The sequence below is a fragment of the Streptomyces sp. NPDC048277 genome (assembly GCF_040652235.1).
In the GTDB taxonomy this organism is placed as follows: Bacteria; Actinomycetota; Actinomycetes; order Streptomycetales; family Streptomycetaceae; genus Streptomyces.
In genome coordinates, this window is record NZ_JBEZLQ010000004.1 from 539606 (window position 1) to 555438 (window position 15833).

Here is a 15833-nt window from a genome sequence, read left to right on the forward strand (position 1 = left end):
GCATGGTGCTTGTCGGCATGGTCCCGTTCGGCATGCTCCCGCTCACGCGAAGGCCGCCACGGTCACGCCCGCCTCGGTGAGCCGCGCCCGCACCCTGTGCGCCAGCTCCACGGCGCCCGGGGTGTCGCCATGCAGACAGAGCGAGCGGGCGCGTACGGCGATGCGCGTGCCGGAGTGCGCGGTGACCGCGCCGGAGCGCGCCAGCTCCACCGAGCGCTCCACGACCGCGTCCGGGTCGCTCACCACCGCGCCCTCGCGCCCGCGCGGGACGAGTGTCCCCTCGTCGGTGTACGCGCGGTCCGCGAACGCCTCCGTGACGGCCGGCAGCCCCGCCTTGCCCGCCAGCTCCAGGAACCGCGAACCGGGCAGCCCGAGGACGGGCAGCGAGGCGTCCGCGAGGAGCACGCCGTCGACCACCGCGGCGGCCTGCTCCGCGTCGTGCACGACCCGGTTGTAGAGCGCGCCGTGCGGCTTCACGTACGCCACGCGCGCGCCGGCCGCGCGGGCGAAGACCTCGAGGGCGCCGATCTGGTAGGCCACCTCGGCCGCCAGCTCGGCGGGCGGCACGTCCATCGCGCGCCGCCCGAACCCCGCCAGGTCCCGGTAGGACACCTGGGCGCCGATCGTCACCCCGCGCTCGGCCGCCGACTCGCACACCCGCCGCATGGTCGCCGCGTCCCCGGCGTGGAAGCCGCAGGCCACATTGGCGCTGGTGACGACGGACAGCAGTTGTTCGTCGTCGGTGAGCCGCCAGCGGCCGAAGCCCTCGCCGAGGTCGGCGTTCAGGTCGATCGAGGTCATGGATCCGTTGTCTCTCCTGTCAGGCCACGCGGTACTGCTCGTCGCGGGCGTCGCTGATGAACATCTGGCCGGGCGCGTGGGTGATGGCGAACGGCGGCCGCGAGGCCGTCACCACCGCCTGCGGGGTCACCCCGCACGCCCAGAACACGGGAATGTCGTCCGGGCCGGCGTCCACCGGGTCGCCGAAGTCGGGGCGGCCGAGATCCTCGATGCCGAGTGCCGAGGGATCGCCGCAGTGCACGGGGCCGCCGTGCACCGCCGGGAGCAGACTGCTCTCCCGGATCGCGGCGGACAGATGCGTCGGAGGCACCGGGCGCATCGACACCACCATCGGCCCGCTCAGCCGCCCCGCCGGCCGGCAGGGGCGGCTGGTGACGTACATCGGCACGTTCCGGCCCTGCTCGACGTGCCGGATCGGCACGCCGGCCGCGGCCAGCGCCCACTCGAACGTGAAGCTGCACCCGAGCAGGAACGACACCAGATCGTCCCGCCAGTACGCGCGCACGTCCGTCGGCTCGTCCACCAGCTCCCCGTCCCGCCACACCCGGTAGCGCGGCAGGTCGGTGCGCAGGTCCGCGCCGTCCGCGAGCACGGTGTCCGTGGCACCGGCGTCGGTGACGTCGAGCACCGGGCAGGGCTTGGGATTGCGCTGGCAGAACAGCAGCATGTCGTAGGCCCAGTCGGCGGGCACCGAGATCAGATTGGCCTGTGTGTGCCCGGCCGCGACCCCGGCCGTGGGGCCCGCGAGGCCCTCCCGGAAGCGGGCCCGCGCGGTTTGCGGGCTCCACGCGTGCGCGTGCTCGTCGACGAGGGCGACGGGGCGGTCCTGCGTGGCGAGGGCGCAGGGCTGGTCACCGGGGGTGACGGCGACGAGGCGGTCCTCCGTACGGTTCACGCCAGTTCCTTTCCGCGCGTCTCCGGCAGCCCGAACAGGGCCAGGGCGGCGAGTGCGTATCCGGCCGCGCCGAAGACCAGGGCGCCGCCCACGCCCCAGCTGTCGGCCAGGAAGCCCACCAGGGTGGGGAAGACCGCGCCGACCGCGCGGCCCGCGTTGTACGTGAAGCCCTGCCCGGTGCCGCGCACCGCCGTCGGGTACAGCTCGCTCAGATACGAACCGAAGCCGCTGAAGATCGCCGACATGCAGAAGCCGAGCGGGAAACCGAGCACCAGGAGCACCGTGTTGGCGCTGTCCGGGATGTTCGCGTACGCCAGCACGCAGACCGCCGAGAGCAGCGCGAACAGCCAGATGTTGCGGCGTCGGCCCAGCCGGTCGGTGAGGTATCCGCCGGTGAGATAGCCGAGGAAGGCGCCCGAGATCAGGAAGGTCAGATATCCGCCGGTCCCGACGACCGACAGACCGCGCTCGGTCTTCAGATACGTCGGGATCCAGGTCGCCAGCGTGTAGTAGCCGCCCTGGACACCCGTGGACAGCAGGCCCGCGAAGACCGTGGTGCGCAGCAGACCGGGTGCGTCGGCCGTACCCGGCCGGAAGATCGCCGCGAACGAGCCGCGCTGCGGGCTCTGTTCGCGTACCGCGACCGCCTGCGGGGCGTCGTGCACCCGGCGCCGCAGCCACACCACGAGGAGCGCGGGGAGCGCGCCGGTCCAGAACATCACCCGCCAGGCCAGGTCGTCGCCGACGAACGAGAAGACCAGCGTGTAGACGATCGCGGCGAGCGCCCAGCCGACGGCCCAGGAGCTCTGGATCGCACCCAGCGTGCGGCCGCGGTGCCGGGCGCTCGCGTACTCGGCGACCAGGATCGCGCCGACCGCCCACTCGCCGCCGAAGCCGAGGCCCTGCAGGGCGCGGAACACCAGCAGCGTCTCGTAGTTGGGCGCGAAACCGCAGGCCACCGTGAAGACCGCGTACGTGATCACCGTGACCATCAGGGCGCGGACCCGGCCGACCCGGTCCGCGACGACACCCGCCACCGCGCCGCCGACCGCGGAGACCACCAGGGTGACGGTGGTGAACAGGCCGGTCTGGCCTTTGTCCAGGCCGAAGTACGCCGCGAGCGCGACCATGCTCAGCGGCAGCATGAAGTAGTCGTAGGAATCCAGGGCATATCCGCCGAAAGCACCGGCGAACGCGCGCCGGCCGTGCGGACCGAGGGCGCGCAGCCAGCCGAACGCACCGTCCTCGGCGGTGCGTTCGCCCTTGCCGGAGCGTGTGTCGGAGGTCAGGGCCTGCTGTGGAGGGGGCGTGCTCATGGGCACCTCGCAGATGAGGGACGGAGGGTGCTGGGACTGAGCAGTGCGGGGCCGCTCCTTGGGGAGCGTGATGAGCACCGTAGAGGATCGTTCAACGATCCTTCAATACCCGTGTTGTTTCGTTCTTGTGTCTGCGGTTGAATTCCGGGCATGGCAGAGCAGCTGACGGGACTGGCCGACGACCGCGCCCTCCTCGGGCGCACCAGCACCGCCGAACGGGTCTCCGACATCCTCAGAGGCCGTATCGCCGACGGCTTCTTCCCGCCAGGCACCCGCCTGTCGGAGGACGGCATCGGCGGCGCGCTCGGTGTCTCCCGCAACACCCTGCGCGAGGCGTTCCGGCTGCTCACCCATGAACGCCTGCTCGTCCACGAGCTCAACCGCGGCGTCTTCGTCAGGGTCCTGACCGTCGAGGACGTCGAGGACATCTACCGCACCCGGTCCCTCGTGGAGTGCGCCGTCGTACGCGGCCTCGGAAAGCCGCCCTTCGCCCTCGACGGGCTGTCGGTGGCAGTCGCGGAAGGGCAGCGGGCGGCGGCCGGAAATGACTGGAAAGCGGTGGGTACGGCCAATATCCATTTCCACCGGGAACTCGTCGCCCTGGCCGGCAGCGAACGCACCGACGAACTGATGCGCAGTGTCTTCGCCGAACTCCGCCTCGCGTTCCACGTGGTCGACGACCCCCACGCCCTGCACGAGCCGTACCTGGCCCGCAACCGGGAGATCCTCCAGTCCCTGGAGGCAGGCGACAGGCGCGGCGCGGAGGCTCTGCTTGAGACGTACCTCACGGACTCCCTGGAACGAGTGGTGGAGGTCTACCGCCGCCGAGTGGACAGCGCCCCGTAAGGGGCGCGGGGAGCTGCGCGACCAGCCACAGCCGGCCCGCACTTTGGCGAACCCCTGCAGTCACCCGGCACCCCGGCGGAGCCACCCGCGTCGTTTGGGTCGTTGTCAGACCAAGGACCTAGTCTGTGCACCGTGACTTCGCCTGCATCGACGGACAGCGTTCCGCCCCAGCTCAGCGCGGGGCCGCGCCCGGCACCGGGCCCGGCCGCCGACGAGGGGCTGGCGCGGCGGCTGCGCGCGCTCGCGTGCACCGCGCCGCTGCACGACCTCGATGCCCGCAAGGCGAACCTGGCCGGCGAGTACTCGGTGTACGGCATGGCCGAGGTGGCCCTCTCCGCCATCGACCTGGTCACACTGAACATGGACTTCGACACCGGCGCCGACCACGAGCAGATCGTCGCCCGGCTGATCCCGCGCATCTCCGCGCAGACCCCGCACCGTCCCGTCGCCGAGCACGAGCGCGTGGCCCGCTGGGTTCTGGAGAACCTGATCAACGTCGGCAGCGTCGACCGCGGCTTCCGCGCGGTGTACGGCACCTTCGAGCCCGACGGGTCGTACGTCCGCCGTGACTACGACTTCAAGCTCATCGAGGAGGTGCCGGGCCCCGGCGGCACGGTGTACCTCCGGACGACCGACGAGGCCGTCAACGTCCTGGTCGGAGCCCTCGACACGGACGTCACCAGCGCCCAGATCGCCGCCGAGGTCAAGCTGGAGGTGCTGGTCAACCGCGGTCGGCTCGCCGACGCCCAGCTCGCCGCGGAGCAGGCCCGCTACCGGACCGTGCAGTACTCGGAGAGCCTGCGCCGCGCCCTGGACGCCACCCGGCGCAACGTGCGCGCGGTGGACTGGCTCAACGCCGTACCCGACATGATCGCCGAGGCCCTGGACCACGTCGCCGACCGCTACCGGCACGAGAACGCGATCCTCACCAACATCCGCAAGGCCCGTGACGAGACCGAGGACCCCGAGAACAAGCGGCGCGCCGCCGAGCTCGTCGACATCGTCAAGGACTGCATCCGGCGCCATACGCAGTTGCAGTCGCGACTCCTGGAGGCCGGGCCGCTGTTCCGCGCGGAGCAGGACCGGCAGGCGTTCGCGACACCCATGACGACGTCCGGGATAGACCTGTACGGGCACCTCGTCGCCCCCGTGCTGCCGTTGCCGCTGGAGCAGGCGAGCCGGGTCACGGGGGCGTTCTTCGCCCGCGGGACCGGGCTGCGGACACCGGTGTCGGTGCGGGTGGGCGACCTCGTCGACATACTGCTGACGCCGCCCGTGGAGCGGGAGCACCTGGGGGCGGAGATGCCGGAGCCGGACCTCATCGCCACGCCGGACGACAGCCGGTTCAGCGAGGAGCAGCTGGCTGCCGCCATGGAACTGCTGGACCTGCCGGCCGACGCGCCGCGACGGTTGTCGGGGTTGCTGGCGCAGGCGCGGCGCTCCGATCCCGAGCTGCCTTACCTGGTGGCCCTGTTGGCTGTTCACGCGGCCAGCCCGGCGGTCGGTACGGCGTATCGGCAGGGCGAGGAGAAGTTGCTGTTCGCCGTGGACGACGGGACCGAGTTGGACGATCCCGAGTTCGGTGGGGCGGATCTGATCGTGGGGACCGCTTTGCTGGATGCGGTGGGGATGGCTGCGGATCGGACCGAGGCGGCGTGATGTCGTGTGCCGGGTGCGGGCCGGTGGGGGCTGATCGCGCAGTTCCCCGCGCCCCTGACGGGGCGCTTGCGCCGACCCCTGTTTTCAAGTTGAGGGAGTTGTCGTTGTGAGCGAGTACGTCGAGGCTGAAGCGGTTGCCGGGTCGGCGCATGCTGCCGTCACCCCGGCCGACGCCGCCGATGCCGCGCGGCTCGTCGCCTTCGGGCTGCAGCCCAAGCTGCAGCCCGCGCGTGACCAGGAGTACACGGAGCTGCTCCGGCGGTATCGCGAGGACCCCGCGTTCGCGCGACTCGCGGACGCCGTGGCCGCCGGGCTCGGGCTGGTGGTCCTGGAGGTGTCGCCCCGCGCGGGGATGGCCGTGACCGCCGCCGAGGACTCGGTGTTCGCCGTCCGCATGGGCGACTACGCCCGTCGTACGTCCGCGGACGGCAGCGACCGGTTCCTGCACGGGCTCGCCCATCTCGCCGTCGCCGCGCTGGCCTTCCCGCGCCCTGAGGACCTGGCCGACGACGCCTACATCGGGCGGATCACGGTCAACGGCGTCGACGCCTTCGTCCGGCAGGCCTGCCGCCGCCTGGAGGAGCGGGCGGAGGGGCTGGGGGAGAACACCGACCCGGCCACCGACGCGCCCGGCCTGGAGGCCGCCTGGCGGATCTGGGCCAGACGCAGCGCGACCGGCGCCACCAAGGACGCCCGCCGGCTGGCCGGTTCCACCACCGGCATCATCGGCAAGGCGGTCGCCTTCCTCACCGACTCCGGGTTCCTGCAGCGCACCGGAGACGACCAGGGCGGCACGTACCGTACGACGGCCCGCTACCAGCTCCAGGTACGGGACATGGCCGGCAGCGCCGCCATGGCCGAGCTGCTGGAACTCGGCGTCGTCCCGGTCACGGACGGCACGGCCAGCCTGATGCCCGCCGACGACACCGAGGATCTGGACCTGGTCGCCGACGCCGGGCTGCCGTTCCACTCCTGACCGTCCCGAACCACCGCTTCTTTCCCCAGACTTACGAGAGTCCGCCATGTACGAGTTGTCCCGGGTCCGCCTCTACTCCATCGGGCCGGCCGGTGCGCGCTACGCCGACACCGTGCTGGACCTGCGGGGTGTCGGCGCGCCCGTGCCCGACCCGGCCCCCACCCAGGCGGAGTTCTTCGAGGAGGAGCCGGTCGGCCCGCCGCGCCGGCCCGCGCCCGCCGGGGTGCTCTTCCTGGAGAACGGCGGCGGCAAGTCGGTGCTGCTCAAGCTGATCTTCTCGGTGATGCTGCCGGGGCACAGGAACACCCTCGGCGGGGCGAGCTCGGGCGTGCTGCGCAAGTTCCTGCTCGCCGACGACTGCGGGCATGTCGCCCTGGAATGGCAGCACACCCTCACCGGCGAGTGCGTGGTCGTCGGCAAGGTGAGCGAGTGGCGGGGGCGGCAGGTCTCCAACGACCCGCGGAAGTTCGCGGAGGCCTGGTACTCGTTCCGGCCCGGGCCGGGGCTCTCGCTGGACAGCCTGCCGGTCGCCGAGTCCACCGCCGTACGGCCGCCCGTCGAGGGCGCCTCCGGGGCACAGGGGCGGCGGCGGACCATGAAGGGCTTCCGGGACGCCGTCACCGAGGCGAGCAAGTTCTATCCGCACCTGGAGGTGCACTGGGAGGAGATCCACGACCGCTGGATCGAACATCTCGGCGAACTGGGCCTGGACCCCGAACTCTTCCGCTACCAGCGGGAGATGAACGCCGACGAGGGCGAGGCCGCCGGCCTCTTCGCGGTCAAGAAGGACTCCGACTTCACCGACCTGCTGCTGCGCGCCGTCACCGACACCCGGGACACCGACGGGCTCGCCGACCTGGTCGGCGGCTTCGGCAACAAGCTGGGGCGGCGCGCCGAGCTGATCGCCGAACGGGACTTCACCGCCGGTTCGGTGGATCTGCTCGGCCGGATCGTGGAGGCGGCGGAAGCACGCTCACGCGCGCGTGACATCCACGCGGGCGCCGAGCGCCGTACGCGCACGCTCGCGCGCCGGTTGTCCGCGCGGGGCGTGCAGGAGCGGGTGCGCGCCGCCGATCTCGCCCAGCGGGTCACGGCCGCCGCCTACGCCGTCACGCACTCCGAGGGCGCCCGCGAGCGCAGCGCCCTGATCGCCGCCGAACTCGCCTACCGGCACGCCTCGCTGGCGCTGGCCGCCGGTGAGAAGTCAGCCACCGCGCAGAAGCGCGAGCTGGCCGACGCGCGGACCCTGCACTCCGCCTGGCAGGCCGCCGAGGCCGTACTGCGGCACCGCGCCGCCGCCGACCGCGTCGCGCGCGTGGCCGCCGCCATCCAGGAGGCCGAACGGGACGCGGCCCCGGCACTCGCCGCCCGTGCCAAGGCCGCCGTGGATCTCGTACGGGCCCTGCACACGGCCGCCGAGGGCGCCGAGAGCCTCGCCAACGAGGGGGAGGAGCGCTCCGCGGCGCTCCAGGAGGTCAGCGACTCCGCCCACCGGGACTCGACCACCGCGGCCACCGAGGCGCAGCGCGCCCGCAGCGAGGTCGGGCATCTGCGCCAGCGCCTCGGCGAGGTCGAGCAGGAGACCGCCGAGGCCGTCCGCGCGGGCTGGCTCGACGACAGCGCCCCGGACGCCGACCCGGCCCGGGCCGCGCTCGCGGCCAGCGACGCCGAGAAGACGGCCGTGGCCGCCTGGGACACCGCCCGCGAGGCCGCCCGCAAGACGGCCGAGCACGCGCGCGAGGCGGCCTCCGCCGAGTCCCGCGCCGAGCTCACGGCCGCCCGCGCGGCGGACGCGGCGACCGCGGCCGAGCGGACGTACGACGGCGAGAACCGGCTCGCCGAGGCACTGGCCGCCGAGGAGCGCCTCGCCGAGCTGCTGGGCCTGACCGGCTCGCGTACGCCGATCCCGCAGCCCCGGCAGGAGGACGGCGAGGGAGCCCTGAGCGCCGCGGAACTCGACCGGTTCGCCGACGAGTTGCGCGAACTGCTCGACGACGCCGTCGGCTCCGCCGAACGGCACCTGTTCGAACTGCGCACCGCGGCCGCCGACGACTCCCGGATCCTCGGCGCCCTCGGTGACGGCGGGCTGCTGCCGCCCGGCCCCGATGTGCTGGCCACCGTCGAGTTCCTCGGCGAGCACGGCATCCCCGCGCTCCCCGGCTGGCGCTATCTCGCGCAGGCCGTCGACCCGACGGACCACGCGCGCGTGCTGGCCGCCCGTCCCGAACTCGTCGACGGTGTCATCATCACCGACCCGGACACGCACGCGCGTGCCCGGGAGACGCTCAGCGAGGCGGCCCTGCTGCCGCGTTCCGCCGTCGCCGTCGGCACGGCCGCCGCCCTGCTCGCCCCGACCCCGGCCGCCGACGCCGCCCCCGGCGACGTGTTCCTCGTACCGCCGAACCCGGCCATGCACGACGAACACGCCGCCGACGAGGAGCGGCAGACGCTGCGCGCCCGGGCCACCGAACGCGACGAGGAGATCCGTACGCTCGCCGCGCGGCTCGGCAAGGACCGCGAGCTGGCCGCGCGGCTCGCCTCCTGGCGCACCGGCTGCCCGGCCGGACGGCTGGTGGAGCTGGCGCAGGCCGCGGGGGACGCACGCGTGTTCGCCGAGGAGTCCGAGGCCGAGCTGGCCGAGGCGCGGACCGTACGGGCCGAGGCCGAGGAGGCCGCCGCCGAGGCCGCGCAGGCGCGCGACGAGCGGCAGGAGGCCGCGCAGAAGGCCCGGCGCGCCGCCGACGCCCTTGCCGGCCTCGCGTTCCGGCTCCGCGAACGCGCCGGCTGGCAGGTCAAGCTGCGCGAACTCGCCGACGAGGCCACCGAGTCGGAGGCCCGCGCCCAGTCCTGCCTGGAGCGCGCCCGCATGGCCGACGAGGACCGGCGCACCGCCCAGCGTGCCGCCGACGATGCCCGCCGCACCGCCCGCGCACTGCGCGCCGAGCGCTCCGAGATCGCCGGCGCCCCCGACGACGTACCCGAGGCCGACGCGGACGCCCCCAAGTCCTCACTGCCCGCCCTGCGTGAGGCCTACCGGGCCGCCTCGCAGGTGTACGAGAAGGTCGGCGTCGGCGCCGACCTGCGTGCGGAACAGGCGCGTTCGGAGAGCGACGAGAGTGCCGCCCTCGCGGAGCTGGACCGGCTCAGCAACAAGGTCCGCACCCGCGCGGAGCAGCTGCTCCAGTCGCCCGACGGCTCCGACGGGCCCTCCCGGCAGGCCGCCGCCGCCCGCGCGGAGGAGCTGGTCCAGCTCCTGGAGACCCGGATGTCCACCGCGAGCGAGCAGCTCGGACGGCTGCGCGGCGAGGCCGAGCGGCACGCCCCCGAGGACGGCGAGGCACACACCGAACTGCCGGAGGAACTGCGGCCGCGTGACGCCGAGCACGCGCAGGCGCTGCTGCGCACCGCGACCGCCGAACTCTCCACCCGCACCGAGGCGCTGACTCAGGCCCGCGAGGTCCACGCGGAACTGCTGGACGCGCACCGCGCGGCCGAGGACGCGGCGAGCGGCTTCGACGAGATCGCCGCCATGCTCCGCGACCTGCTGCGTGAACACGCCCCCGAGGAGGAGCAGGAGGAGCCCGAGCCGTACCCCGGCAGCCCGGAGGAGGCCCGGCAGTCCGCCGCCGAGGCCCGCCGGTCGCTGCGCGGCTGCGCCGGTGACCTCTCCGCCGCGGAGTCCGCCGTACGCGAGGCGAGCGATGTGCTGGTCCGGCACGCCAACTCCACGCGCTATGAGGCGGTTCGGACGCCCGCGCGGCAGCAGATCCGTGAACTGCCCGCGTCCGCGCTGCCCGAGCACGCCCAGAAGTGGGCCGACGCCTTCGCGCCCCGACTGCGGGTGCTCACCGACGAACTGGCGCAGCTGGAGCGGAACCGGGACTCGATCGTGGACCGGCTGCGGGGGCTCGTCGAGTCCGCGCTCGCGACCCTGCGGTCCGCCCAGCGGCTGTCCCGGCTGCCCGAGGGGCTCGGCGAGTGGTCCGGGCAGGAGTTCCTGCGCATCCGCTTCGAGGATCCGGACCAGGCCACGCTCACCGAGCGGCTCGGTGAGGTCGTCGACGACGCGACCCGGGCGGCCGTGAAGAAGAACTCCGACCTGCGGCGGGACGGAATGTCCCTGCTGCTGAGGGGAGTCGGGGCCGCGCTGCAGCCGAAGGGGATCGCCGTCGAGATCCTCAAACCGGACGCGGTGCTGCGCGCGGAGCGGGTGCCGGTGGGGCAGATGGGGGACGTGTTCTCCGGTGGGCAGCTGCTCACGGCCGCCATCGCCCTGTACTGCACGATGGCCGCGCTGCGGTCCAACGACCGGGGGCGGGACAAGCACCGGCACGCCGGGACCCTGTTCCTCGACAACCCCATCGGGCGTGCCAACGCGACGTATCTGCTGGAGCTTCAGCGGGCCGTGTCGGACGCGCTGGGTGTGCAGCTGCTGTACACGACCGGGCTGTTCGACACGACCGCGCTGGCGGAGTTTCCGCTGGTCATCCGATTGCGGAACGATGCGGACCTGCGCGCCGGACTGAAGTACATCAGCGTGGAGGAGCACCTTCGGCCCGGGCTGCCGCAGCAGCCGCAGGCCGGGGAGGCCGTACACAGCGAGATCACGGCGACCCGGATGTTCAAGAAGCCGTCGGCCTAGAAGCCGTCCGCTCAGAAGCCCGGGTCCTCCACCGCCGGTGGCGTCCTCAGGGGTGGGACAGCTGCCCGGCGCCGCCGCCCCGCCGCCGTATCCGCTCCTGTTCACGCTCGGCGGCCCGCATCTGCCGTCGGGCCGCACGCCGCTCGCGGCGGAGTGCGCGTGCCGTGCTGCTCGGTTCCGAGACCACGCCGTAGCGCTGGTTCCACACCTGACGGGTCACCAGGACGTCCACCGCGCTCCAGGTGGCCACCACCGTGCTCGCCACGCTGCTGATCACCATCGGGAACGCCAGCCAGGACTCCGCCACCGTGCAGAGGAAGGCCACCATGGCCTGGATCAGCGTGACCGCGATGATGATCACCGCCCGCACGGCCGACGTACGCACCGGATCCGGCATCCGGTACCGCTTGGCGGGCTCCTCGACCCACAACGGCCGGTACTGCGCCTGCTGGCGCGTGCGTGCCCGCGCACCCGAGAACTCCGCGTCGCCGCCTCTCGGCGCACCGTCGCGGTCCGGTGCGCCGGACCCCGGACGCACCGTCGAGCGCGCCGCCGCACCGTCCTCGGGCGCCACGCGCCGCTGAGCCGTCCCCATCAACGTGTCCCTCCCCACCGCCGGCAGCCCCTCGCACCGGTGTCCGACGACACCGGCTCCCCAGTGGCTGCCCGGCTTGCGCTGTTTTACGCCGCCCGAACACCAGATGCGGTTCCTGTGGCCGATTCCGCACCCATTGCCCAACAACAAGGACGAACGAACCCCCCAGATGATTCCCGATCAGCGAAAAAATCCGGCCAACTGATCCTTCGTGCCGTTCCCGCCCCACTCGCGCGAAGTCGGCGTCATCGCGGGTGCAATCTCCCGCAATGCCCGGACAACTCTCCCTGTCCGTTCGCCATGTCCCGACGCCGAGGCGGAAGTTCGCCGTCCGGACGCGTCTTCGAGTTATCCATGTGACGGTAGTAGGCTCGCGCCGTTTGTTGACGCACATATGTACCCCCGGTCGTCGGGGGTCAAGCTGGGGGAGGCCATGCGCTTTCGCGGGAAGTCGATCCGCCGGAAGATCGTGGCGCTGCTTCTCGTGCCGCTGGTGTCCCTGACGGCTGTCTGGGGCTTCGCGGCCGTCCTCACGGGACGCGAAGTCGCCCAGCTCTTCCAGGTGTCGTCCGTCATCAAGGACATCAGCTACCCCGCCGAGGACTTCACCCAGGCCGTCCAGCAGGAACGCCGGCAGACCCTCGTCTACCTCGCCGATCCGCGGGCCTCCGACGCCATCACCGCCCTGCACCGCACACGCGCGGCCACCGACGGCACGGTCGCCGAACTCCGGAAGAACGCGAAGCAGCAGAACGTCCAGGACGGGATCGACGCCGACGCGCGCGAGCGCCTCACCGCCGTACTCGACGCGTTCGACGGCATCGCACCCCTGCGCCGCAGCGTCGAACAGGGCACCGTCAGCCGTGCCCAGGCCTTCGACCTCTACAACCGTCTCGTCGACCCCAGTTACGTACTGCTCACCACCCTCGACGGCATGGACGACGCCGCGATGGAGAGGCGGGCCCACGCCCTCGACAGCCTCACCCTCGCCCGTGAACTCCTCTCCCGCGAGGACGCCCTCCTCGGCTCCGCCCTGGTCGTCGGGAAAGTCACCCGCGAGGAGAGCCGTGAGATATCGGACCTCGCCGCCCAGCGCACCCTCCTGTACGACAGCAATCTGCCGCTGCTGCCCGCGGACGAGCGCGACCGCTTCGACCGCTTCTGGAAGGACGCCACGACCGCGCCGCTCAGGACAGCGGAGCAGTCCGTCATCGCTCTAGGGTCCGGAACGCCCAACGACGTCACCGCCAAGAGCTGGGACGCCGCCGCGGGCAACGTCCTCAAGGAACTCGGCACCCTCAACGACCAGGTCGGCGACGGCTATCAGGCCCGCATCCGGCCCGTTGCCGCCCGTGTGATCATCCAGGCGGCCGTCGTCGGAGTCCTCGGCCTGGTCGCCGTGCTGTTCACGATCGTGATGTCGATCCGGGTCGGCCGCAGCCTCATCCGCGACCTGCGGAAGCTGCGCCAGGAGGCGCACGAGGCGTCCGGGGTCCGGCTGCCGAGCGTCATGCGCCGGCTGTCCGCCGGCGAACAGGTCGACGTGGAGACCGAGGCCCCGCGCTTCGAGTACGACAAGAACGAGATCGGCGAGGTAGGCCAGGCCCTCAACACCCTGCAGCGTGCCGCGGTCGAGGCCGCCGTCAAGCAGGCCGAACTGCGGTCCGGGGTCTCCGAGGTCTTCGTCAACCTCGCCCGCCGCAGCCAGGTCCTGCTGCACAAGCAGCTCACCCTGCTCGACACCATGGAGCGCAGGACCGAGGACACCGACGAACTCGCCGACCTCTTCCGCCTCGACCACCTCACCACCCGTATGCGCCGCCACGCCGAAGGCCTGGTGATCCTCTCCGGCGCCGCTCCCTCCCGGCAGTGGCGCAGGCCCGTCCAGCTGATGGACGTGGTGCGCGCCGCCGTCGCCGAGGTCGAGGACTACGAGCGCATCGAGGTCCGCCGCCTGCCCCGCGTCGCCGTCACCGGCCCCGCCGTCGCCGACCTCACCCACCTCGTGGCCGAACTCCTCGAGAACGCCACGGTGTTCTCGCCCCCGCACACCGCCGTCCAGGTCCTCGGCGAGCGCGTCGCCAACGGCTTCACCCTGGAGATCCACGACCGGGGCCTCGGCATGGCGGCCGAGGCACTGATGGAGGCCAACCTGCGGCTCGCCGAGACCCCCGAGTTCGAGCTCACCGACACCGACCGGCTCGGCCTGTTCGTGATCAGCCGCCTCGCCCAGCGCCAGAACGTCCGTGTCTCGCTCCAGCCGTCCCCCTACGGCGGCACCACCGCCGTCGTCTTCATCCCCGACGTACTGCTGACCGACGACGTTCCCGACACCAACGGCATCGGCTTCCGCCTCGACCGGGACCACCCCGCGCAGCAGGCCGAGCCCGAGGAGAGCCGCGCCACCGCCCTGACCCAGGTGCCGAGGCGGCCCGGGGCGCACGGTGCGCTGCTGGACGGTCCCGTCGAGCTGGAGGCATCCGTCGACCTGGACGCGCTGGACGGCTTCCCGGGCGCCCTCACCGACGACGACAGCGAGCGCGGCGGCCTGTTCCGCCCCCGCCGCTCCATCGCCCGCGCCGCCGACGACACCACGCCCGCCGTGGGCGATTTTCAGCAGCCGGCCCACGAAACCGCGGACGGCTTCCGCGACGAGGGCCCCGACGGCCCCGACGGCCCCGTGCCGCTGCCCAGACGCCGTACGCCCAAGCTGGTCAGCTCGCACGGCAAGTCCGTCATCGAGCAGCGCTCCCGCCGCGCCGAGCCGGACGAGCGGGACCCGGCGGACGCAGGCCGCCCCGAACCGGGCGGACTCGCCCCGCTGCCCTCCCGCCGCCGCACCGAGCCGTCCGCGCAGCGCGCCGTCGGCCCGGTCGGCCGCGTCGAGGAACCCACCGCGCCCCCGGCCGGCGGCCCGGACGAACCCCCCGCCCTGCCTCTGCGCACCCGCCGCTCCGAGATCACCTCCGGCAGCGGCACCGACGACTCCGTCCCGCCCCTCGGCAGCACACCCCCGGAGGCCGCATCCGGCATCCGGCCGCTGCCCAAGCGGGTACGGCAGGCCAACCTGGCCCCACAGCTGCGACAGGACCCCGCACGACCTGCCGGAAGGGAGGCGGAACCCGTCGAGCGCGACGCCGACGAGGTCCGCAGCCGCATGGCCTCGCTCCAGCGCGGCTGGCAGCGCGGCCGTGAGGAGAACGCCGCGGGCGACGGGTCCCGGAACGGCACAGCACAAGGAACGACTAAGGGGGACGGTCGATGACCGATCCGAAGGCGACCGGCCACACGGCGACGAACAAGGGCGAGCTGAACTGGCTCCTGGACGACCTCGTCGACCGGGTCTCCAGCATCCGCAAGGCCGTCGTGCTCTCCGGCGACGGCCTGGCCACCGGTGTCTCCAAGGACCTCACCAGAGAGGACGGCGAGCACCTGGCGGCCGTGGCCTCCGGTTTCCACAGCCTCGCCAAGGGCGTGGGCCGCCACTTCGAGGCGGGCAGCGTCCGGCAGACCGTCGTCGAGCTCGACGAGGCCTTCCTGTTCGTCACGGCCGCCGGTGACGGCAGCTGCCTCGCCGTCCTCTCCGACGCCGACTCCGACGTCGGCCAGGTCGCGTACGAGATGACACTCCTGGTCAAGCGGGTCGGCGTACATCTGGGGTCCGCTCCGCGCACCGATCTGCCCTCGGGCGGGTAGTGGAGTGACATGAGCGGAGACGGTCAGGGAAGAAGTCACTGGTTCGACGACGAGGCCGGACCGGTCGTCCGTCCGTACGCCATGACGCGCGGCCGCACCACCAGTGCGGCCCAGCACCGCCTCGATCTGATCGCGGTGGTCGTCACGGAGCCCCACGCGGACGACCCGGAGGACGACCGGACGCTCTCCCCGGAGCACGTGGACATCGTCGAGCTCTGCCGGGACACCCCGCAGTCCGTCGCCGAACTGGCTTCCGAACTCGATCTGCCCATCGGAGTGGTCCGGGTCCTCATCGGGGACCTCGTCGACGGTGAACTCGTCCACGTCAACCGCCCGGTACCCCCGGCCGAGCTCGTGGACGAGAGTATTCTGCGCGACGTGATCAACGGCCTCCGGGCACTGTGACC

The 15833-nt window shown here is 72.8% G+C and carries 11 protein-coding genes; 7 read left to right on the top strand and 4 right to left on the bottom strand.

The window, feature by feature from the left end; genetic code table 11:
- Window positions 1-42: 42 nt before the first annotated feature.
- Genes AB0D85_RS12795 through AB0D85_RS12805 form a run of 3 tightly spaced genes read right to left on the bottom strand, consistent with a single transcriptional unit; the run spans window position 43 to window position 3012 of the window.
- Window positions 43-801, bottom strand: coding sequence for a 5-oxoprolinase subunit PxpA (locus tag AB0D85_RS12795; protein WP_362317888.1), 759 nt, complete (start codon window positions 799-801; stop codon window positions 43-45).
- A gap of 19 nt (window positions 802-820) precedes the next feature.
- Entirely contained in the window at window positions 821-1696 is an 876-nt protein-coding gene (locus tag AB0D85_RS12800) for a putative hydro-lyase (protein WP_362317891.1), read from the bottom strand.
- A complete protein-coding gene (locus tag AB0D85_RS12805) occupies window positions 1693-3012 on the bottom strand; it encodes an MFS transporter (RefSeq protein WP_362317894.1) in 1320 nt (439 codons plus the stop codon). Before AB0D85_RS12805 ends, AB0D85_RS12800 begins: the two co-directional genes overlap by 4 nt.
- Window positions 3013-3162: 150 nt before the next feature.
- On the opposite strand from AB0D85_RS12805, the gene AB0D85_RS12810 reads away from it, so the two are divergent.
- The 4 genes from AB0D85_RS12810 to AB0D85_RS12825 all read left to right on the top strand — a co-directional run bounded on the left by AB0D85_RS12810 (window position 3163) and on the right by AB0D85_RS12825 (window position 11135).
- Window positions 3163-3858, top strand: a complete 696-nt coding sequence (locus AB0D85_RS12810) for a GntR family transcriptional regulator (RefSeq protein ID WP_362317896.1) — start codon at window positions 3163-3165, stop codon at window positions 3856-3858.
- Window positions 3859-3990: 132 nt separating this feature from the next.
- A complete protein-coding gene (locus AB0D85_RS12815; protein ID WP_362317899.1) occupies window positions 3991-5517 on the top strand; it encodes a hypothetical protein in 1527 nt (508 codons plus the stop codon).
- Between the two features lie 106 nt (window positions 5518-5623).
- Complete coding sequence (locus AB0D85_RS12820) at window positions 5624-6493, top strand: hypothetical protein (RefSeq protein ID WP_362317902.1); 870 nt, start codon at window positions 5624-5626, stop codon at window positions 6491-6493.
- 46 nt (window positions 6494-6539) lie between these two features.
- Complete coding sequence (locus AB0D85_RS12825; protein WP_362317906.1) at window positions 6540-11135, top strand: hypothetical protein; 4596 nt, start codon at window positions 6540-6542, stop codon at window positions 11133-11135.
- Window positions 11136-11181: 46 nt separating this feature from the next.
- Here AB0D85_RS12825 and AB0D85_RS12830 read toward each other — a convergent pair whose 3' ends face one another.
- Window positions 11182-11730 (bottom strand): hypothetical protein, encoded by a 549-nt coding sequence (locus tag AB0D85_RS12830; protein ID WP_362317909.1) that lies wholly within the window; start codon window positions 11728-11730, stop codon window positions 11182-11184.
- A 433-nt stretch (window positions 11731-12163) separates the two neighbouring features.
- On the opposite strand from AB0D85_RS12830, the gene AB0D85_RS12835 reads away from it, so the two are divergent.
- From AB0D85_RS12835 to AB0D85_RS12845, 3 genes are read left to right on the top strand one after another with little or no spacing between them, the layout of a single operon-like run.
- On the top strand, window positions 12164-14995 hold the full coding sequence (locus tag AB0D85_RS12835; protein WP_362317912.1) for a nitrate- and nitrite sensing domain-containing protein: 2832 nt from the start codon (window positions 12164-12166) through the stop codon (window positions 14993-14995).
- On the top strand, window positions 14992-15426 hold the full coding sequence (locus AB0D85_RS12840) for a roadblock/LC7 domain-containing protein (RefSeq protein WP_362317916.1): 435 nt from the start codon (window positions 14992-14994) through the stop codon (window positions 15424-15426). The genes AB0D85_RS12835 and AB0D85_RS12840 overlap by 4 nt, the downstream gene beginning before the upstream one ends.
- Window positions 15427-15435: 9 nt before the next feature.
- Entirely contained in the window at window positions 15436-15831 is a 396-nt protein-coding gene (locus AB0D85_RS12845; protein ID WP_362317919.1) for a DUF742 domain-containing protein, read from the top strand.
- Window positions 15832-15833 lie beyond the last annotated feature (2 nt).

Excerpts from the sequence above, each read along its gene's own strand:
- AB0D85_RS12825 (WP_362317906.1), top strand. The coding sequence starts at position 6,540 with ATGTACGAGTTGTCCCGGGTCCGCCTCTACTCCATCGGGCCGGCCGGT.
- AB0D85_RS12840 (WP_362317916.1), top strand. The coding sequence starts at position 14,992 with ATGACCGATCCGAAGGCGACCGGCCACACGGCGACGAACAAGGGCGAG.
- AB0D85_RS12805 (WP_362317894.1), bottom strand. The coding sequence starts at position 3,012 with ATGAGCACGCCCCCTCCACAGCAGGCCCTGACCTCCGACACACGCTCC.
- AB0D85_RS12830 (WP_362317909.1), bottom strand. The coding sequence starts at position 11,730 with ATGGGGACGGCTCAGCGGCGCGTGGCGCCCGAGGACGGTGCGGCGGCG.
- AB0D85_RS12835 (WP_362317912.1), top strand. The coding sequence starts at position 12,164 with ATGCGCTTTCGCGGGAAGTCGATCCGCCGGAAGATCGTGGCGCTGCTT.
- AB0D85_RS12795 (WP_362317888.1), bottom strand. The coding sequence starts at position 801 with ATGACCTCGATCGACCTGAACGCCGACCTCGGCGAGGGCTTCGGCCGC.
- AB0D85_RS12845 (WP_362317919.1), top strand. The coding sequence starts at position 15,436 with ATGAGCGGAGACGGTCAGGGAAGAAGTCACTGGTTCGACGACGAGGCC.
- AB0D85_RS12810 (WP_362317896.1), top strand. The coding sequence starts at position 3,163 with ATGGCAGAGCAGCTGACGGGACTGGCCGACGACCGCGCCCTCCTCGGG.